Source organism: Bradyrhizobium sp. Bra78, assembly GCF_024519855.1.
Classification (GTDB): Bacteria; Pseudomonadota; Alphaproteobacteria; order Rhizobiales; family Xanthobacteraceae; genus Bradyrhizobium; species Bradyrhizobium japonicum_G.
On record NZ_JALJRE010000005.1, the window covers coordinates 177,019 to 193,107 of the forward strand.

The 16,089-nt window shown below is 62.6% G+C and carries 23 protein-coding genes and 1 tRNA gene; 11 read left to right on the top strand and 13 right to left on the bottom strand.

Annotated elements, in window-relative coordinates; all coding sequences use genetic code 11:
• Nucleotides 1-7 precede the first annotated feature (7 nt).
• Nucleotides 8-574, bottom strand: coding sequence for an elongation factor P (gene efp / locus OC450_RS13830; RefSeq protein ID WP_028151018.1), 567 nt, complete (start codon nucleotides 572-574; stop codon nucleotides 8-10).
• Between the two features lie 162 nt (nucleotides 575-736).
• On the opposite strand from efp, the gene epmA reads away from it, so the two are divergent.
• The 3 genes from epmA to OC450_RS13845 are packed head-to-tail and all read left to right on the top strand — an operon-like array spanning nucleotide 737 to nucleotide 3,189.
• Nucleotides 737-1,801, top strand: coding sequence for an EF-P lysine aminoacylase EpmA (epmA, locus tag OC450_RS13835; protein WP_211385695.1), 1,065 nt, complete (start codon nucleotides 737-739; stop codon nucleotides 1,799-1,801).
• Nucleotides 1,798-2,892 carry a lysine-2,3-aminomutase-like protein gene (locus OC450_RS13840; protein WP_256808102.1) on the top strand — a complete coding sequence of 365 codons (1,095 nt, stop codon included), beginning with the start codon at nucleotides 1,798-1,800 and terminating at the stop codon, nucleotides 2,890-2,892. The genes epmA and OC450_RS13840 overlap by 4 nt, the downstream gene beginning before the upstream one ends.
• 45 nt (nucleotides 2,893-2,937) lie before the next feature.
• The gene (locus OC450_RS13845; RefSeq protein ID WP_256808103.1) at nucleotides 2,938-3,189 is read left to right on the top strand and encodes a hypothetical protein; all 252 of its coding nucleotides are present in this window, start codon (nucleotides 2,938-2,940) and stop codon (nucleotides 3,187-3,189) included.
• A 54-nt stretch (nucleotides 3,190-3,243) separates the two neighbouring features.
• On the opposite strand, the gene OC450_RS13850 is transcribed toward OC450_RS13845, so the two are convergent.
• The 7 genes from OC450_RS13850 to OC450_RS13880 all read right to left on the bottom strand — a co-directional run bounded on the left by OC450_RS13850 (nucleotide 3,244) and on the right by OC450_RS13880 (nucleotide 8,816).
• On the bottom strand, nucleotides 3,244-4,329 hold the full coding sequence (locus tag OC450_RS13850) for a 3-deoxy-7-phosphoheptulonate synthase (protein WP_211385698.1): 1,086 nt from the start codon (nucleotides 4,327-4,329) through the stop codon (nucleotides 3,244-3,246).
• Between the two features lie 235 nt (nucleotides 4,330-4,564).
• On the bottom strand, nucleotides 4,565-5,143 hold the full coding sequence (locus OC450_RS13855) for an HdeD family acid-resistance protein (protein WP_211385699.1): 579 nt from the start codon (nucleotides 5,141-5,143) through the stop codon (nucleotides 4,565-4,567).
• 69 nt (nucleotides 5,144-5,212) lie between these two features.
• Complete coding sequence (locus OC450_RS13860) at nucleotides 5,213-6,253, bottom strand: PrsW family intramembrane metalloprotease (RefSeq protein WP_262048067.1); 1,041 nt, start codon at nucleotides 6,251-6,253, stop codon at nucleotides 5,213-5,215.
• Nucleotides 6,254-6,841: 588 nt separating this feature from the next.
• Complete coding sequence (locus OC450_RS13865) at nucleotides 6,842-7,099, bottom strand: hypothetical protein (protein ID WP_262048202.1); 258 nt, start codon at nucleotides 7,097-7,099, stop codon at nucleotides 6,842-6,844.
• 119 nt (nucleotides 7,100-7,218) lie between these two features.
• Entirely contained in the window at nucleotides 7,219-7,848 is a 630-nt protein-coding gene (locus OC450_RS13870) for a PilZ domain-containing protein (RefSeq protein ID WP_256808105.1), read from the bottom strand.
• A gap of 141 nt (nucleotides 7,849-7,989) precedes the next feature.
• Entirely contained in the window at nucleotides 7,990-8,649 is a 660-nt protein-coding gene (locus OC450_RS13875) for a hypothetical protein (protein WP_211385702.1), read from the bottom strand.
• A gap of 92 nt (nucleotides 8,650-8,741) precedes the next feature.
• A tRNA-Glu gene (locus OC450_RS13880) sits at nucleotides 8,742-8,816 on the bottom strand.
• A gap of 224 nt (nucleotides 8,817-9,040) precedes the next feature.
• On the opposite strand from OC450_RS13880, the gene OC450_RS13885 reads away from it, so the two are divergent.
• From OC450_RS13885 to OC450_RS13895, 3 genes are read left to right on the top strand one after another with little or no spacing between them, the layout of a single operon-like run.
• On the top strand, nucleotides 9,041-9,295 hold the full coding sequence (locus OC450_RS13885; protein ID WP_211385725.1) for a PilZ domain-containing protein: 255 nt from the start codon (nucleotides 9,041-9,043) through the stop codon (nucleotides 9,293-9,295).
• Between the two features lie 57 nt (nucleotides 9,296-9,352).
• The gene (locus OC450_RS13890) at nucleotides 9,353-9,598 is read left to right on the top strand and encodes a hypothetical protein (protein ID WP_262048068.1); all 246 of its coding nucleotides are present in this window, start codon (nucleotides 9,353-9,355) and stop codon (nucleotides 9,596-9,598) included.
• Nucleotides 9,599-9,603: 5 nt separating this feature from the next.
• Nucleotides 9,604-9,771 carry a hypothetical protein gene (locus tag OC450_RS13895; RefSeq protein ID WP_211385727.1) on the top strand — a complete coding sequence of 56 codons (168 nt, stop codon included), beginning with the start codon at nucleotides 9,604-9,606 and terminating at the stop codon, nucleotides 9,769-9,771.
• Nucleotides 9,772-9,889: 118 nt separating this feature from the next.
• Here OC450_RS13895 and OC450_RS13900 read toward each other — a convergent pair whose 3' ends face one another.
• The 3 genes from OC450_RS13900 to OC450_RS13910 form a co-directional block, all read right to left on the bottom strand.
• Nucleotides 9,890-10,528, bottom strand: a complete 639-nt coding sequence (locus OC450_RS13900) for a glutathione S-transferase family protein (RefSeq protein WP_262048069.1) — start codon at nucleotides 10,526-10,528, stop codon at nucleotides 9,890-9,892.
• Between the two features lie 292 nt (nucleotides 10,529-10,820).
• Nucleotides 10,821-11,273, bottom strand: coding sequence for a VOC family protein (locus tag OC450_RS13905; protein WP_262048070.1), 453 nt, complete (start codon nucleotides 11,271-11,273; stop codon nucleotides 10,821-10,823).
• Between the two features lie 475 nt (nucleotides 11,274-11,748).
• Entirely contained in the window at nucleotides 11,749-11,934 is a 186-nt protein-coding gene (locus OC450_RS13910) for a hypothetical protein (RefSeq protein ID WP_262048071.1), read from the bottom strand.
• Nucleotides 11,935-12,029: 95 nt separating this feature from the next.
• On the opposite strand from OC450_RS13910, the gene OC450_RS13915 reads away from it, so the two are divergent.
• Both OC450_RS13915 and OC450_RS13920 read left to right on the top strand, forming a co-directional pair.
• Nucleotides 12,030-12,356, top strand: a complete 327-nt coding sequence (locus tag OC450_RS13915) for a hypothetical protein (protein WP_262048072.1) — start codon at nucleotides 12,030-12,032, stop codon at nucleotides 12,354-12,356.
• A 16-nt stretch (nucleotides 12,357-12,372) separates the two neighbouring features.
• Nucleotides 12,373-12,633: a hypothetical protein gene (locus tag OC450_RS13920; protein ID WP_262048073.1), complete on the top strand. Its 261-nt coding sequence runs from the start codon at nucleotides 12,373-12,375 to the stop codon at nucleotides 12,631-12,633.
• Between the two features lie 178 nt (nucleotides 12,634-12,811).
• On the opposite strand, the gene OC450_RS13925 is transcribed toward OC450_RS13920, so the two are convergent.
• Both OC450_RS13925 and OC450_RS13930 read right to left on the bottom strand, forming a co-directional pair.
• Nucleotides 12,812-13,375: a Swt1 family HEPN domain-containing protein gene (locus OC450_RS13925; protein ID WP_262048074.1), complete on the bottom strand. Its 564-nt coding sequence runs from the start codon at nucleotides 13,373-13,375 to the stop codon at nucleotides 12,812-12,814.
• The gene (locus OC450_RS13930) at nucleotides 13,372-13,986 is read right to left on the bottom strand and encodes a DUF5343 domain-containing protein (RefSeq protein ID WP_262048075.1); all 615 of its coding nucleotides are present in this window, start codon (nucleotides 13,984-13,986) and stop codon (nucleotides 13,372-13,374) included. The genes OC450_RS13925 and OC450_RS13930 overlap by 4 nt, the downstream gene beginning before the upstream one ends.
• A gap of 290 nt (nucleotides 13,987-14,276) precedes the next feature.
• On the opposite strand from OC450_RS13930, the gene OC450_RS13935 reads away from it, so the two are divergent.
• The 3 genes from OC450_RS13935 to OC450_RS13945 all read left to right on the top strand — a co-directional run bounded on the left by OC450_RS13935 (nucleotide 14,277) and on the right by OC450_RS13945 (nucleotide 15,809).
• Nucleotides 14,277-14,477 carry a hypothetical protein gene (locus OC450_RS13935; protein WP_262048076.1) on the top strand — a complete coding sequence of 67 codons (201 nt, stop codon included), beginning with the start codon at nucleotides 14,277-14,279 and terminating at the stop codon, nucleotides 14,475-14,477.
• Nucleotides 14,477-14,755 carry a hypothetical protein gene (locus OC450_RS13940; RefSeq protein WP_262048077.1) on the top strand — a complete coding sequence of 93 codons (279 nt, stop codon included), beginning with the start codon at nucleotides 14,477-14,479 and terminating at the stop codon, nucleotides 14,753-14,755. The genes OC450_RS13935 and OC450_RS13940 overlap by 1 nt, the downstream gene beginning before the upstream one ends.
• 727 nt (nucleotides 14,756-15,482) lie before the next feature.
• Nucleotides 15,483-15,809, top strand: a complete 327-nt coding sequence (locus OC450_RS13945; protein WP_262048078.1) for a hypothetical protein — start codon at nucleotides 15,483-15,485, stop codon at nucleotides 15,807-15,809.
• Nucleotides 15,810-16,089 lie beyond the last annotated feature (280 nt).

Genomic DNA, 16,089 nt, shown 5'->3' on the forward strand with positions numbered 1-16,089 from the left:
TTCCCCGTCAGTCCTTGGCGCGTTCGGAGTAGGAGCCGTCTTCGGTCATCACCACGATGCGGGTGCCGACCGCGATGTGTGGCGGCACGGTGGTGCGGATACCATTGGAGAGCACCGCGGGCTTGTACGACGACGAGGCGGTCTGGCCCTTGGTCACCGGCTCGGTCTCGACCACTTCCAGTGTCACGCGCTGCGGCAGCGCGAGCGAGACGACGTTGACGTCGTGGGTCGACAGCTTGACGGTCATGTCCGGTTGAAGATAGGAGGCCGCGTCGCCGACCACGTCCTTGGAGACCTGGACCTGGTCGTAGGTCTCCGGGTTCATGAAGTGGTAGCCGTCACCGTCTTCATAGAGGAAGGTGAAGTTGCGCTCTTCGATCGTGGCCTTTTCGACCTGGTCGGTGGTCTTGTAGCGCTCGGAGATCTTTACCCCGTCCGAGATTCGGCGCATTTCGATCTGGCTGACCGGGGTGCCCTTGCCGGGATGGATGTTCTCGGCGCTCACGACGACATAAAGCTTGCCGTCTTGCTCGATCACGTTGCCCTTGCGAATAGAACTGGCGATGACTCTCAAAGCTATATTTCCTGCTTGCTTGGCCCGGCTCCGGCCAGGACGTGGTCAAATCGATGGGGGACTCGGGGTCTCAAATCGGACCTCGGTGCCCGTTTCGGGCCGCAACATACTGATTTTGCCGATGGAAGCCAGCACTTTGCTGTCCCACGGAGAGGTCGGCTAATGGCTGGGGACAAGCCGATCTCGCCATTCTGGTCGCCCGGGCGCCACCTCGACCGGCGGCCTTTCCTGCAGGCACGAGGGGCCATTACCGGGGCTCTACGGGGCTTTTTCGCTGAGCAGGGCTTCATCGAGGTCGAAACCTCCGTCCTCCAGGTCTCTCCGGGCAACGAGACCCACCTGCACGCCCCCCGGACGGAGATCATGCGGCCCGACGGCAGTCGCGCCCGCCGCTATTTGAGGACCTCGCCCGAATTTGCCTGCAAGAAGCTGCTGGCAGCCGGGGAGGAGCGGATTTTCGAGTTTGCCCGGGTGTTCCGCGACCGTGAGCGCGGCGACCTGCACCTGCCCGAGTTCACCATGCTGGAATGGTACCGGGCCGGCGCCCCCTATGACGCCATCATGGCCGACTGCGTCGTCGTCATCGCCCGTGCCGCGCAGGCGACCGGCATCGGCACCTTCGATTTCCGCGGCCGGACGGCCGATCCCTTCGCCGAGCCGGAGCTTGTGACTGTCGCAGGCGCCTTCGAGCAGTTCGCCGGGATCGACCTGCTTGCGACGATTTCCGGCGGCGAGGGCGACCGCACCGCGCTTGCCCAGGCGGCCGCCGGCAAGGTCCGCGTGGCCGCGGACGACACCTGGTCGGACATTTTCAGCAAGGTCCTGGTCGAGCATGTCGAGCCGCATCTGGGGCAGGGCCGTTTGACCATCCTGTTCGAATACCCATCTCCGGAGGCGGCGCTGGCGCGGGTGAAGGCCGGCGATCCCCGCGTTGCCGAGCGGTTTGAGATCTATGCCTGCGGCGTCGAGCTCGCCAACGGCTTTGGCGAGCTGACCGACGCCGAGGAGCAGCGCAAGCGCTTCACCGAATCCATGGCGGAGAAGCAGCGTCGCTACGGCGAAGCCTATCCGCTGGACGAGGACTTTCTTGCCGCGGTCGCGGCAATGCCGGACGCAAGCGGAGTCGCGCTCGGCTTCGACCGGCTGGTGATGCTGGCGAGCGGCGCATCGCGAATTGATCAGGTGGTCTGGACGCCGCCTTCAAATGAAACGTTAAGTGAGACATGACGAAGACCAATCTTGCACGCACCTTGCGCGAGCCGGCCGAACTCGTAGCCGCGCAACTGGCGCCCGCCACGGCGCTGCCGGCACTCGAGCGCGTTGCCGCGCGCTATGCGGTGGCGATCACGCCGGCGCTGGCCGATTTGATCGATACGTCCGATCCCGACGATCCCATCGCGCGGCAGTTCGTTCCGACGGCCGCGGAGCTGGAGATGCAGGCCGGCGAGAACGCCGATCCGATCGGCGATCGTCCGTACTCGCCCGTTCCCGGCATCGTGCATCGCTATCCCGACCGCGTTCTGTTCAAGCTCGTTCATGTCTGCGCAGTCTATTGCCGCTTCTGCTTCCGCCGCGAGATGGTCGGACCCGGCAAGGAGAATGCGCTCTCGGACAGCGCCTATCGCGCCGCGATCGACTACATCCGCGCGCACAGCGAGATCTGGGAGGTGATCCTGACCGGCGGCGACCCCTTGATGCTGTCGCCGCGGAGGATGAGCGAGATCATGGCCGATCTTGCCGCGATCGATCATGTCAAGATCATCCGCCTTCACACCCGCGTACCTGTGGCCGATCCCGCGCGCATCAGCGACGACATGGTCGCGGCATTGAAGGTCGAGGGTGCGACCACCTGGGTGGCGCTGCATGCCAACCATGCGCGCGAGCTGACGGGGCCAGCGCGCGCCGCGTGCGCGCGGCTGGTCGACGCCGGAATTCCCATGGTGAGCCAGTCCGTGCTTTTGCGCGGCGTCAATGACAGCGTCGCCGCCTTGTCGGATTTGATGCGAGCTTTCGTCGAATCCCGGATCAAGCCCTATTATCTGCATCATGGCGATCTTGCGCCGGGCACTGCGCATCTGCGAACGACGCTCGCCGAGGGGCAGGACTTGATGCGGCAGCTGCGCGGACGGGTGTCAGGACTGTGTCAGCCCGACTATGTCATCGACATTCCCGGCGGGGCCGGCAAATCGCCGGTCGGGCCGAATTACGTGTTGCCGGTGCAAAATACCGCACTTGATGCGGGTGATGCGGCATCGGAAACGCGCTATCGTATCGTGGATTATTGCGGCGACGTTCATCTCTATCCACCCGAGACCTGAGCGGTTGGATTGGAAGGACGCCGGTTTGAGGAATGGAGGAGCAAAATGAGAAGCATCATCCTGGCACTGTCGCTCGTGGTGGTGTTCGGCGGCGCGGGCTTCGCGCAGACCGGCAGCAAGGGATCGACCACGTCGGGACAGTCGGCAGGTTCACCGCCGCCTGCACCGGTCGGACATCGTCAGCCGCGGGCCGGCGACGTGCCAAGTGAGAAGAACCTGAGCGACCCCAACGATCCCCTCAGCAAGGAAAACCAGGCGCTCGACAAGAAGATCAAGAGCATCTGCCGCGGCTGCTAGACACCGGAGCAGCGGGCAGGGCGCGACAGCTCGCCCCGCCCGCGTCTGGCAGGCTTACGCCGTGCGCTCGTGCAGCCCCGCGCGCTGCGCGTTGCGCCGGACCTCGACCGCGTCGGCGAGTTGCTCGAGCACGGTTGCCGTTGTCGCCCAGTCGATGCATCCGTCCGTGATGCTCTGGCCGTAGGTGAGCGGCTTGCCCGGCACGACGTCCTGGCGGCCGGCGACGAGATTGCTCTCGATCATCACGCCCATGATGCGGTTCTCGCCGCCGGCGATCTGCCCGGCGATGTCGGCCGTCACAAGCGGCTGGTTTTCCGGCTTCTTGCTCGAATTGGCGTGGCTCGCATCCACCATCACCAGCGGCGCGACACCGGCTTTCGCCAGCTCGTTGCAGGCTGCCGCGACGCTTGCCGCGTCATAGTTCGGCTGGCCGCCGCCGCGCAGGATGATGTGGCAATCCTCGTTGCCCGCGGTCGAGGCGATCGCCGAGCGTCCCAGCTTGGTCACCGCCATGAAATGATGCGGATGCGAGGCCGACTTCACCGCGTCCGCCGCAATCCGCACATTGCCGTCGGTGCCGTTCTTGAAGCCGACCGGGCAGGACAGCCCCGAGGCCAGTTCGCGATGGATCTGGCTCTCGGTCGTGCGCGCGCCGATCGCGGCCCAGGACACGAGGTCGGCGATGTATTGCGGCGTGGTCATGTCGAGGAACTCGGTGCCGGCGGGCAGGCCGAGATTGTTGACCGCCGAAAGCACGTTGCGCGCCAGCCGCAGGCCCTTGTTGATGTCGAAGCTGCCGTCGAGATCGGGGTCGTTGATCAGGCCCTTCCAGCCGACCGTGGTGCGCGGCTTCTCGAAATAGACCCGCATCACGATCTCGAGCTGGTCGGCGAGCTCTTCGCGCAAGCTCGCGAGGCGCTCGGCATATTCGAGCGCGGCCTTGGGATCATGCACCGAGCAGGGACCGACGACGACCAGAAGCCGGTCGTCCTGGCCGTTGAGGATGGCGTGGATGGCGTTGCGCGCCGCCATCACCACGCGCGTCGCGGTGAGTGTGCGCGGGACTTCCCGCATCACCTCATCCGGCGTGCTCAGCTCTTTCAGTTCGCGGATACGAAGATCGTCGGTCGTGCTCAGCACGGCGGGCTCCTGTCTTTGTGAGAACCTGCCGGCCAATAAAAAAGCCGCCAGGTCTGGCGGCTTGTTCGGACGTTTGCTGCAATGTTTCAGATTGAGCGCGATCCTCCTGCCGCCAGCGAGCTGTCGTAGCTAAAGTACCAAAAATAGCTGGTGACGAGGGTGATCATGGAACGCCATATAGCGCGCCATTGGCGGGTTGTCACCCCCCAAAACGCGAACGGCGCCGCAAGGCCCCTCAGGTGTTGCTGTTGCGTGCCGCCAGCGCCATGCCGATCAGCGTGGCGCCGCCGAACAGCAGGTTGATACCGACGAGGACGCCGATCGCCCATTCCGCCGAGCTCGGCAGGCCCGTGATCACCATGAACGAGATCGCGATGTCGACGAGGCCGGAGATCAGCAGCCATGACCAGCGGCCGCTCAGCTCGCGGCGGTGCTCCAGCGCATACATGATGGTCGTGACGCCCTCGGCGAGGAAGTAGGCGCCGAGCACGATGGTCAGGGTCAGCACGGCCTGCATCGGCCGCGCCAGCAGCAGCATGCCGGCGAGCACGGCCAGCGCGGCCGAGATCAGCGACCACCAGAAGCCCGGCGTGCTGCGCGCCCAATAGGTGACGATCAATCCGCCGATGCCGCTGATCAGGAACATCCAGCCGAGGAAGATCGCGATGGCGAGACTTGCGAGCGGCGGCAGGATCAGTGCGGCAACGCCGAGCACGACAAGCAGGATACCTTCGAACAGGAAGGCTTTCCAATGCGCTTTCACCGTTTGACTCATGGCGGATTGCAGCCGTGAAAGATCCTCGGGCGATGTCATCGCTAAGCTCCAGTTCGAATGGCGTGTGCTCAATCTAGTGCGTGCGCGGCACGCTTGCCATCCCGCGGCTCAACCGCCGCCGTGCGCTGACGAAAAACCTTCGCCGCTGGTGCGAACGCGGTTACGGCCGAGAATATAGATCGCGATCGTGACGATCAGAAGGGCGAGGCCGAGCAGGATCGAGACCAAGCCGATCGGGATCAGGGCCAGCGTCAGGTTGCGCTCGGGGTTGATCAGCCAATGATGAATCGAGGTCAGCACGAAGGCGAGCCCGAGAAAACCGACGCCGCCGCCGGCGAGCAGCAGTGCCCACATCCGGCGCAATTGGCTGAGCCGCTCCCGCGCGATATCGGTCCGGGGCGCGTGATGGCGGGCAACGCGCCGCACCAGACGGATGGCGAAGGCGATCGAGCTGAAGCCGATCAGCAGGCTCGCGCCGCCCAGCCACATCCGCAAGCTGGGATCGAGGTCGGGCATCCTCTGCAGGGTGAGCAGAGGGAAGTCGAAGGCCGAATGCAGCGCGAGCGGGCCTGCGAAGATCAGCAGCCGGCTGGACAGGCGGGCCCAGTCGCGATGATGACGGTTCGCGCCCAGCGCCGTGCCGGCCCGTGCGATCGTCAGATAAGCGCCGGCGATGATGCCGAGCGCGCCGTGGAATGGCACGGTCAGCACGCTGCGCAAGGCGGCCAGCGAACGCCACATTTCGGCATGCTGCACCAGATAGGCGAGGTTCTCGTAGGCGGCGAAGCCGAGGCCGACGGCGGCGCCATAGACCACGGTGTCCATCGGATTGGCAAAGGTCCGCCGCTTGGTCGAGGCGACCAGCACGATGGCGATCACCTTGACCGCTTCCTCCGGCAGCGCGACCCCGAAGATCGAATGCATGGCCAGCGCCGCCCATGGATCGTCGGGGGCTGCAACCATCTTGGCGAAGGGGGCGCGGGCGAGACCCAGCAGCGAAATGCTGGCCGCGCCCAGCAGGAAGGCAGTCCAGACCTGGGCCGGCGGCCCCGGGCGCTCCTCGGCGGCAATGACAAGCCACAGCATCAGCAGCGCCGGGGCGATGGCGGCCGTTCCGATGACGGTGGGTAACGCTTCAATCAGGTACATCGGCGCCGAAAATAGGTTCCCTTGATCTGCTTATCTACGTTTCCCGATGCGACCATGTGTCATGCGCTCGCTGTCGTCTCGCTTAACAGACGTGACAGCCTGGGTTCATATGCGTCGCCGGCGAGGCGTGGAATACCGAACGCAATCAATTGCATGGCAAGACCTGTTCGTCATCCATGGCAACGGGTCGCGCGCCGGATGTCACATCGTGATTGTTGAGGCGGATCAAGCAAATGCGCAGGTTTCTTCGATTCAAGATGCATGGGTCCCTGCGGCAAGTCCAGAGCCGGGACTTCCTCTCTCCGCACCGCGCGTGGCCGGGCGGACCGGCCTGAATTAGTCTCGCTTCGTCGCGCGTCCGCGGGGCGATGACGCGATCCGGCGGGACCGTACCTGCTCAAGCTCCCAGAAGGCGCGTACGAGGCACGTCCCCAGGCAGAGGACGATCAGCAGCAGCAGGAAGGCCTGGTCGACGGCTGGAATGTGTATCATGGCAGAGATAAAGCAACGCCCATGCCATGCGTTCCCGCGGCGACCCGCACCATGCGCAGCGGCTCCCGATCCGAAGGCCGCCGCCTTTGACTGCTTTCAGTGCGTGGTGAACGGCGGCGGTGCGTCGGGCGCGACGTCGAAGGCGCCGAGATGGAATTCCTCGCCGATGGATTCGTCCGGCTCGGAATGTTGCGCCATCAGCGTGAACGCGGCCTGCGGGTATTGCTTCCAGATCTCGAGATCGCCGGGGGTGATGGTGAGCCAGCCGAACGTGTACATGTAGCGTCCGGGCTCGGTGACCCGGCCGACCCTGTCCCAGGTGATCTTATCAACCCTGATCTTATCAACCGTGATCTTGTCGACTGCCATTCGGTCCCCCGATCGCAGGTCTGCAAATGACGTCCGGCACGAGGCGCGGCCCCCTGAAAAACTGATCCCGGAATGGGGCCGCGATAGGGCGGCGAGGCTGAGGATCAGGCCGATCGCAGCAGCAAGGGCGTCCGCACGACCAGCCGCACGAGGTCGTCCCGCTGCTGCTTCTCGGCGAACTTGACTGCAAAACCGTTGTCGAATTTGCGAATGACGCGCCCGACGCAGGCGCCGACCGCAAGCGGGGTTCCGACCGGCGGGTCGTATTCGCAGGAGACCGCGACGCCGGCCGTGGAGACGTCGATGATGAAGCAGGCATGGCTGCTGCCGTCGGCGAGCGTCAGGAAGGTGTGCGCGACCTGGGGTACGAACCGAGCGTCATTGCGCAGCTCCTGGATGCTGTCGTCCTTCTGCTTCTTCTCGAGCCAGGTCAGCTTTTCCGACATCCAGGCGCGCCGCGCCCGCGTCATGTCGAGCTCCATCAGGAAGCCCGATTTCAGCGTCGCGCTGATGGTGCACTGGAATTCGCCGAAATCCTGGAAGTAGGAGGTCACGCGTTCGCCGACCTTGCCGACCACGGGCACGTCGACCATCATCCGGAACGGGGAGACGCGGCTGGTGCGGCAGGCGAAGGTGCGGAGCTTGCCCTCGCAATCGTACCACCGCGGCAGCGAGTAGCTCCCGCTCACGGTGACTTGCACGGCACGCTGCCTGAGGAACTCTGCGACGGACATGGGCGCCAATCGTGTTGCGGAGTGTTTCCGTAATTCCACGGTAGGGATCATATTCTAAGCAAATGATACCGGCGCTCAGGAGCAGGGGTAAATTTCCGGTTAACGGGCGCGGCGTCTCACGACATCGTCAATGCGCGCCGCTCAGAGGGAGCCGAGCAGCACCAGCAGGGCCAACAGGCCGACGGCCATCAGGAGCTTGATCGCCGTCGCGGTCAGGCTGCCGGATCTGATCCGGAATCCGAACCACGGCAATGCGTGCCGCATCGCGAGCGCCGCGAATGCTTCGACGACGGCGAACACGACGGCGATGCCGGCAATGGTGGACCAGGATGTGTCCGGCGGCATCCATGCCGCGAGCCAGGCGGGGACGGCGTTTCTCGACGACGCCAGCAGCGCGAACCATCCGAACAGCGATACGAAGCCCTTGACGATGTCGGGGCCGATCGTATCGGGCTCGAACCGGATACCGATCGTCGCGAGCGCGGCTTCGATGCGCGCGCCGTCGGTCAGGAACAGAAACGCGCCGAGATAGAGCGGAATGCGCGACTGGACGAGCAGGGCGATGATGCCGAACAGAACCATGTAACCGAAGGCATCGCCGAGAATGTCCTTGCCGTTCTTGCGCAATGGCTCGGGCACGGTTGCGGCCTGGGGCTGCGGGACCGACCTGGCGCGCGCCATGTGCGCCAGCATTCCGGCACGGCGCTCCGGCGCAGATGGCGTCGTGCGGTGCATCCATTGCGGCGGCGCCGGCGCGGCTGTGCCGGACGGACCGCCCGAAGGGGGTTTGAGCTGCGCCATGGGCCTGCACCGGTTGCGTCAGGCATTGGTCGGCGGTCAGGGGCGGGGAGGTTCATGCGGGGCGCGGAATTCCGCCCGCGAGCTGTCGCGGATGGCGCTCCCTAGCGGAATCGAACCGCTCTCTCCACCGTGAAAGGGTGGCGTCCTAACCGATAGACGAAGGGAGCAAACGCAGGCCCCGCCGCTTGTCGCGGCACGGCCGCTGGCCGCCCGAACAGGGCCCGGGGGCTTGCAGTGGGCGAGTGTATAGTGGCCTTTGGGGCCTTGGGCAAGCCGTTCGGGACCGTCTTTTGGGGCCGGTGGATAGCCTCCGGCCCGGGATTATTCGGTGGCGAATTCAACGGTTTCTTAGGTTCCCTGCGCTAGCGCTGGACGGGGAGAATTTGAGCCTATGCCACAGCCCAAGAAGCGCGCGGCCCGCAAGTCGCTGTCGCAGCACGCCTGGATCACGCTCGCCGGCGGATTCGCGGCACGGCATTGCCTGGTTCAGGACATCTCCGCCACCGGCGCCAAGATCACGCTGGACGAGGATGCAAGCCAGCTCCCGGGCGTGATCCGGATGGCGTTCGCGCGCGATGCGCGGACCGGGCGGAGCTGCCAGGTGGTCTGGCGCCGCGGCAAGTCGGCCGGCGTCAAGTTCATCTGATTGCCGCAACGACGCGCCCGATGGCGCGTGGCGCCTGTCCGGGCTAGAACGGGGCGCATGCGTGCGCCGCTTCTCTTGCTCGTCTCGTTGCTCGCCAATTCTGCGGCCGCTGCCGAGCCCTTGCGCCTGCCGCATGCGGAGCGGCCACAGGCGGGCAAGGCGCTGCCGCTGAAGGGCGCGGGCGGGACGGCGAAAGCGGGCGCCTGCGCCGCCTACGGGCCGCGCTTCGTCATGGTCGAGGGCACCGGCACCTGCGTGGAGATCGGCGGCTCGATCAGCGCCGGGACAACGGTCGGGCGCTGACCCCGATGCCGCCGGATCTGATGCGGCCCGACATCATCGTCCCCGTCGTGATGTATTGCGCGCTGCTCTGGTGGGTCGGCCGCGGCTTGAGCCGAACGGCGAAGCTCGCCACCGCCGCCGTGACGCTGGTGCTGATCGTCTGCGTGCTGCTGGTCGAGCGCGGCTGGCGCTAGGGCCTCCAACAAAAACTGCGAAAACAACCCCATGCACAGTAGCCGTCAAGACGCAGCGAGGGCGCGGCGGAATGGCGATTCACCGAGGCGTGACCGGCGCTTGCGCCGCGCCACCGGCTCACGACATCGTCGGCGCGACATGCTCGGCGAAACCGGGCCGTTTGCCGAGCTCGGCGAGCCAGCGCGTCAAATGCGGCTGGGCCGGGCGGGTGATGCCTTCGACGCCGAGCCAGCGCCGCGCATAGGCGCCGATCGCGATGTCGGCCAGCGTGAACGCATCGCCGTCCATGAAGCGGCGCGACGAGAGCAGGCGGTCGGCAATCGCCCAGACCTCGGCGGCGGCATCGGCATCGCGCTGCACCTGGATCATGTCGCGCTCGGCGGGCGGCTTGCGCACGATGCCCCAGAACACCGGGCGGTCGACCGGCTGCACCGTCGACAGCGTCCAGTCGAGCCAGCGGTCGACCGAAGCGCGCAGCTTCGGCGCCTCGGGATAGATCGGCGTGCCGCTTCCATGCGCGAGGCAGAGATAGCGCAGAATCGAATTGGATTCCCACAGCACGAAATCGCCTTCGACCAGCGTCGGGATCCGAGCATTGGGATTCATCGCGAGATAGTCGGCCTCGCGGGTCTTGCCGAAGCTCATGCCGGCGTCGATGCGCTCATAGGGCAGGCCGAGCTCGGCGAGGCACCACAGCACCTTCTGCACGTTGACCGAATTGGCGCGGCCCCAGATCGTCAGCTTGGTGTCCGGCATGAAGCTCCTCCCGCGGCGTTTCGGTTGTGCGGGTGATAGCGGAATTTGCTGTGTCGGACGACCGCGATTGCGGCGAGCCCCTCATGCAAAAAGCTCCGCCACGGGCAGAGCTTTCCTTGCAGGTTGGTTGAACCTGGTGCTCAGTGGCCGAAGAACAGCCACAGCAGAAGGATCACCGGGATCGGCACGCCCAGCATCCACAACAACAGTCCTCGTCCCATTGCGTCCTCCTCCAATCACATTGTCGAAGAGAGAACGCCCGGGACGGAGGCTGGTTCCTGCGGAAAAGGCCCTACCAGTGGCCGGTATTGGGCATCGACGACCACGGCTCCTGCGGCGGCTTCGGCTCGCCCTTCTGCAGGATCTCGATCGAGTGCAGATCGGGCGAGCGGACGAAGGCCATGTTGCCGTCGCGCGGCGGCCGGTTGATGGTGACGCCGGCCTTCATCAGCTTGTCGCAGGTGGCGTAGATGTCGTCGACCTCATAGGCGAGATGGCCGAAGAAGCGGTCCTCGCCATAGGTCTCCTCGTCCCAATTGTAGGTAAGCTCGACCAGCGGCGCGCCGCGTGTCTGCGGCTGCTTCTTCAGCGCCTCGAGATCGTCCGACGAGCACAGGAAGACGAGCGTGAACCGCCCCTTGTCGTTCTCGATACGCCGCACCTCCTTCAGCCCGAACGCATCAACATAGAATTTCAGCGCGACATCGAGGTTGCGCACGCGCAGCATGGTGTGGAGGTATCGCATGGTTGTTGCTCCCTTGAACGGATGGAGGGTTTTTGGTTTGGGCCGGGACGGCGGGGGTAGGAGATAGCAGGAAAGTGGGGTGAGGGGCAGGGGGAGGGTGCACGTGTGCGTGAGGGCGAAGCGGCTGGTGAAGTGAACCAGCCAAAGGGGGCCGAAGCCGCAGCGTCAGTAGGGCGGCAATAGCGAGGAAATTGAGTGCACTGTCACCGTAATCTCCGACTTCAGGAAATCGTCAATGGGTCTGCTCAAATAAAAATCAGCAAAGGGGGCGGTGTCTAACTGCAAGGAAAGACGCGGCCCCCATAGCGCCATCAAAAGTAAAGGCGCATCCAATCGGGCCATGATCAAGGTCCTCCTGGGACCTTGAATCACAACAAACGCAAACGCTCAATGATTATAGGTACAGAACCTAGGCGGGGATGTTCTCGACGATTGACGCCAGGATCTCCTGACTGTGGGGTAGCAGAGCTCGAAATTACGGTGACAGTGCACACTGTCCGCCGGCGGAGTCGGCGAGCGCGGTTACGTCCTTGCACATCTCGTCGGGGTGTTTGCCTTCTCGACTGATTGCGAGCGATGCCTTGTAGTCGAGAGTTAGGCTTTCCTCCAACCCCTCGTCTACGAGGCACTGAAGGTCAGCTTTGGTCTTCAGATCGAGCATGGGGGGCTCAAAGTAGTGAGGCTCGCTAATATCACCCTTCCCGTGTATGTTGTGGCGTGACGACGCGAGTGCAACCAACTTATTATAGGCCCGACATGACCGATCGTAATGCTGCTTTCGACAAGGCAATGTTCGATATCTATCGGCGAGCCAAAGATGAGGCGAACTACAACGCCACCATCTTTCTGAAAATGCTGACGGACACCGATGGCTTGACGACTGCCAAGACTCTCATCAACGCTCCGAAGGAGTCGGATGGCTACACGACCCTTTTTATGAAGGGGCGGTTGGATCTGACGGTCGAGGCGGTCGTAACCGAAAATGCGAAGTGGAGTTCACTATTCACGGATCATGAGATCGCTAAGGCCAAGGACAGGCTCCTCAAGTTCGAGTATAGACCCAAGAACTGGAGCGCCTTCTGATCTGGGGCAAAACGTGATGCGATTTATTGTCGCCGCAACCGTTACACTGTTCGCCACGACGGCCGATGCGACGTGCAACCGGACCTACATCGAAGCAGCTATCGACCAGCGTGTTCCCGGCTGGGCGATCAAATTTCGCACGCCGGAACGGGTGAATAATATCTGCACACTCTGCGGCAGCTTTGACGGCTCGGAGTTTCGCGCGTGCGTTATGGAGGAAGTGGAATCTATGGCGGGACGCGCGAGGGGCGCGGCCCGTCGGTTCTTTGGCGACTAGACAAATGATGACAGCGCGCCGCCGAGCCCACGGGATAGTGATTGCGGATGAAATTTTATACACTGGAATTACGGTGACAGTGCACTCAATTGATGCTGCCCGCCAAGCGTGGGCCGAGGCCGCAGCGTCAGTAGGGCGCCAATAGCGAAGGAATTGAGCGCACTGTCACCGTAATATCTTAAGGCGCCACCACTCTGAACCAATCTCGCATTACTTGGCGGATGCGATCGGCTTCCTCAGTTGATATCCCACTCATGTGGCAGATCGTGTTGCGGAGGTGCACGATGAGGCGGCCTTCATGGATGAGGCTCTTGTCGCGTACAAAATCGTCGAAGCATTTCTTCCAGTTCTCGTCGATGACTCTCAGCAGTTGAGGCAAGGTCATCAGGCTGCTCTTGTCGCGGGAGCCTAGAGCCATCCAGCTTTTAACTTCCTCGGTGTTTTCGAGCTTGGTTACCTCGGTTTGAACGTCCGTGGGTATCTTGTCCCACCACACTTCTGAAGCGTCTTTCGACAAGACCTCGACCACAAATTCACGAAGGTAGTTCTCGAAGACGAAAAAGAGCCTGTATATTTCGGCGGCTTCGCTGGCCTTCCTGACCTTATCGGGCACCAGATGGGCAAGGTCATACGTTGGCGAGAGAAGCAACGCCTCTTTCGGAACGACATCTTCAAGCTTGGAAACAGTCTTCTCGGCGGCCTGGCCGAGCATGATAAAGAGCGCGGCTGTCGCGTCGCTCATACGAAGGTCTTGCGAATAGCGTTGAAGATGTTGAGGTAGGTTTCCTCTGTGCCATTCGAGGGAAGCTGCACCTGAATGACGTATTGGAATTCTGTGCGAAGCCCTTTTGGCTTGTTGTTCTTAGGCGGCTCCTCCTCGGTCGCTTCTTCATCTTCCTCGTGGGCTTCTTCCTCAGTAAGTGCCTTGGCGCTGAACTCGCCAAGTTTAACCAGGGCCAAGAACGTCGAAGCGATGCGAGCCGTTGCATCGTCATCCGTGCCAGCGACCTGGGCGATAAGACCTTTTACTTTCTCGGGGGCGTGTTTGTAGACATCCTCGTCGGCGTCGAACACCGGCCGATAGGCACGAATCACACCTTCGCCCCAAGCAATTCGGCGGGCTTCTTTCTCGCCCTTGAGAAGTCTGTAGGCGGGGGTGGGTACATTCGACTGGTCGATGAAGCCCATGTATCGCAGGAGCGAGATCATGGACCGGTCATTGGAGCCTTTGAGTCCAATGGTTGTCTGCAAGAACTCGTGGTTGAAGGCGTCGGGAATCTTTGCCGAGCCGATTTTCTCGAAAAGTACCGGCAAGTTTTTGTTGCTGGCCAGATAAGGTAATAAAACCGCCATAAAAAGCCCTCTAACGAATCAGAGGGCAATCTACCACGACGTAAGGTTGTCTAAGGCTGTTCGCCACACTTGTCCCCACGTCACAGAGTCGACGCCCTATGCACAAGGGTTGCTCTCAAAGAATTACGGTGACAGTGCACTCAATTGACGGTGTCCGCGATGCGTTGACCAAGCCTCAGAGCAAATGGAGTGGTGATGGCGAGGGAATTGAGTGCACCGTCAACGGTGATCCCGCAGTTCGTGGTCCTTAGCCCAATTGAACCCCGCCGGAGGTGTGGCGACTAAACGCCATGGCCGCTGTCCTTGCAGAATTCCTGTTTTACCTCGTCAGAAGTCTCGTCGGTGAGGGCCTGAGACGGGCTGCGTTGGTCGTATGCTCGTGGCTCGATACGAAGATCCATGGCCGCACAGCGAGGTTCGTCGTGGGCGGTCTTCTCGGGCTCGCCGCCTATTTGCTCATTCCTGTCTTCGCCGGGCTGCTGGGTTTCTGATGCTCGCCCTGAAGGCAAACCTCATCATCGCATTGGCCATCGGGGCGCTCATCTCGGCGGTGCTGCTCGCCCTGGAGCCGCTCACTGACTACGCTTTTCTGTCGTGGGAGTGGCCTGGCATTTCCGCAGCGTATTTGTTCTGGGGGGCGGCCGGGGGCTCCGCTTTCGCCGGGATTGCCATTTGCTGGGTCGTGAATGCGTTCACTTATGGTCTTTGTGCCTTCGCCATTCTCATCGCTCTCAGCGCTTGGAGGCAGCTGGCCAAGTCAAAGACTTGAGACGCGCGACTTCCTCTTGGCGCTCATGAAGCCAATCCGGAAAAGCGAGGCGAAGATCCAGCCCCATGTTGAAGGCGGCATGAAGCGCTGGCTTCAAAGGATCGGAAAGATTGCGATGGTTGCTGGGAATTTCGGTGCAGCACTGTTGCCGTCATCCCGCCCTACCAAGCACGGATCAATCAATTGACTGCACTCTCATCGTAATTCTGCGCCGCGCATGCAGAACGCTCAGGTTATCGCCTTCGTTGAAAGTCATCTTCGGTCGTACCTATCCATGCCGGCGCCACCGATGCCGTTTTGAGCAGCGCTATCATGCGAGCCCTTTTCGTCGTCATCTTGCTTTTTCCCACCTTCGCTTTTGCCCAAAGCAAGGCACCCGACACCTGCTACGCGGCGTTCCCCGGCGCCAAAGGCAAAGGTGCTGTGACAAATCTTATGCGCGGCGAGCGCAGGGCTCGATGTCCAACGACGAACGCATGTCAGAACTTTCTGCTTGCACTGGTAGGAAGTGAACCGCGCGACGTAGTGAGAGGGGTTGTTGTGAGCTGTTCGGCTTGATCCAGCGCATTGGCTCGAGCTTGCTCACGTGCTCCATCTCTGAGTCATGTCTTGGCAGCAATGCGGACTGCGAAGGCGCCCGACAATGCTGGCGGAATAAAATCCGCGCGCTGGTTGCCGAGAGCCTACGGCTCGCGTAAGGTCGTATGTCATTCGATCGGGGATTTTCATGCGTGCATTTGCTTTGACGGTGGCCATTGCGCTCGCGGCCGGCCCGGCCGTTGCCCAGCAAAAGCAATCCAAGGCACCCGCGAAAGGGAAGACCTGCAAATGTGCCGTTTTGAGCAGCGCTATCATGCGAGCCCTTTTCGTCGTCATCTTGCTTTTTCCCACCTTCGCTTTTGCCCAAAGCAAGGCACCCGACACCTGCTACGCGGCGTTCCCCGGCGCCAAAGGCAAAAGGTGCTGTGACAAATCTTATGCGCGGCGAGCGCAGGGCTCGATGTCCAACGACGAACGCATGTCAGAACTTTCTGCTTGCACTGGTAGGAAGTGAACCGCGCGACGTAGTGAGAGGGGTTGTTGTGAGCTGTTCGGCTTGATCCAGCGCATTGGCTCGAGCTTGCTCACGTGCTCCATCTCTGAGTCATGTCTTGGCAGCAATGCGGACTGCGAAGGCGCCCGACAATGCTGGCGGAATAAAATCCGCGCGCTGGTTGCCGAGAGCCTACGGCTCGCGTAAGGTCGTATGTCATTCGATCGGGGATTTTCATGCGTGCATTTGCTTTGACGGTGGCCATTGCGCTCGCGGCCGGCCCGGCCGTTGCCCAGCAAAA

What these genes read in the sequence shown, in the direction of transcription:
- epmA (WP_211385695.1), top strand. Translation starts at nt 737, where the DNA reads ATGGCTGGGGACAAGCCGATCTCGCCATTCTGGTCGCCCGGGCGCCAC.
- OC450_RS13840 (WP_256808102.1), top strand. Translation starts at nt 1,798, where the DNA reads ATGACGAAGACCAATCTTGCACGCACCTTGCGCGAGCCGGCCGAACTC.
- OC450_RS13845 (WP_256808103.1), top strand. Translation starts at nt 2,938, where the DNA reads ATGAGAAGCATCATCCTGGCACTGTCGCTCGTGGTGGTGTTCGGCGGC.
- OC450_RS13855 (WP_211385699.1), bottom strand. Translation starts at nt 5,143, where the DNA reads ATGACATCGCCCGAGGATCTTTCACGGCTGCAATCCGCCATGAGTCAA.
- OC450_RS13860 (WP_262048067.1), bottom strand. Translation starts at nt 6,253, where the DNA reads ATGTACCTGATTGAAGCGTTACCCACCGTCATCGGAACGGCCGCCATC.
- OC450_RS13870 (WP_256808105.1), bottom strand. Translation starts at nt 7,848, where the DNA reads ATGTCCGTCGCAGAGTTCCTCAGGCAGCGTGCCGTGCAAGTCACCGTG.
- OC450_RS13875 (WP_211385702.1), bottom strand. Translation starts at nt 8,649, where the DNA reads ATGGCGCAGCTCAAACCCCCTTCGGGCGGTCCGTCCGGCACAGCCGCG.
- OC450_RS13885 (WP_211385725.1), top strand. Translation starts at nt 9,041, where the DNA reads ATGCCACAGCCCAAGAAGCGCGCGGCCCGCAAGTCGCTGTCGCAGCAC.
- OC450_RS13890 (WP_262048068.1), top strand. Translation starts at nt 9,353, where the DNA reads ATGCGTGCGCCGCTTCTCTTGCTCGTCTCGTTGCTCGCCAATTCTGCG.
- OC450_RS13895 (WP_211385727.1), top strand. Translation starts at nt 9,604, where the DNA reads ATGCCGCCGGATCTGATGCGGCCCGACATCATCGTCCCCGTCGTGATG.
- OC450_RS13900 (WP_262048069.1), bottom strand. Translation starts at nt 10,528, where the DNA reads ATGCCGGACACCAAGCTGACGATCTGGGGCCGCGCCAATTCGGTCAAC.
- OC450_RS13905 (WP_262048070.1), bottom strand. Translation starts at nt 11,273, where the DNA reads ATGCGATACCTCCACACCATGCTGCGCGTGCGCAACCTCGATGTCGCG.
- OC450_RS13910 (WP_262048071.1), bottom strand. Translation starts at nt 11,934, where the DNA reads ATGCTCGATCTGAAGACCAAAGCTGACCTTCAGTGCCTCGTAGACGAG.
- OC450_RS13915 (WP_262048072.1), top strand. Translation starts at nt 12,030, where the DNA reads ATGACCGATCGTAATGCTGCTTTCGACAAGGCAATGTTCGATATCTAT.
- OC450_RS13920 (WP_262048073.1), top strand. Translation starts at nt 12,373, where the DNA reads ATGCGATTTATTGTCGCCGCAACCGTTACACTGTTCGCCACGACGGCC.
- OC450_RS13925 (WP_262048074.1), bottom strand. Translation starts at nt 13,375, where the DNA reads ATGAGCGACGCGACAGCCGCGCTCTTTATCATGCTCGGCCAGGCCGCC.
- OC450_RS13930 (WP_262048075.1), bottom strand. Translation starts at nt 13,986, where the DNA reads ATGGCGGTTTTATTACCTTATCTGGCCAGCAACAAAAACTTGCCGGTA.
- OC450_RS13935 (WP_262048076.1), top strand. Translation starts at nt 14,277, where the DNA reads ATGGCCGCTGTCCTTGCAGAATTCCTGTTTTACCTCGTCAGAAGTCTC.
- OC450_RS13940 (WP_262048077.1), top strand. Translation starts at nt 14,477, where the DNA reads ATGCTCGCCCTGAAGGCAAACCTCATCATCGCATTGGCCATCGGGGCG.
- OC450_RS13945 (WP_262048078.1), top strand. Translation starts at nt 15,483, where the DNA reads ATGCGTGCATTTGCTTTGACGGTGGCCATTGCGCTCGCGGCCGGCCCG.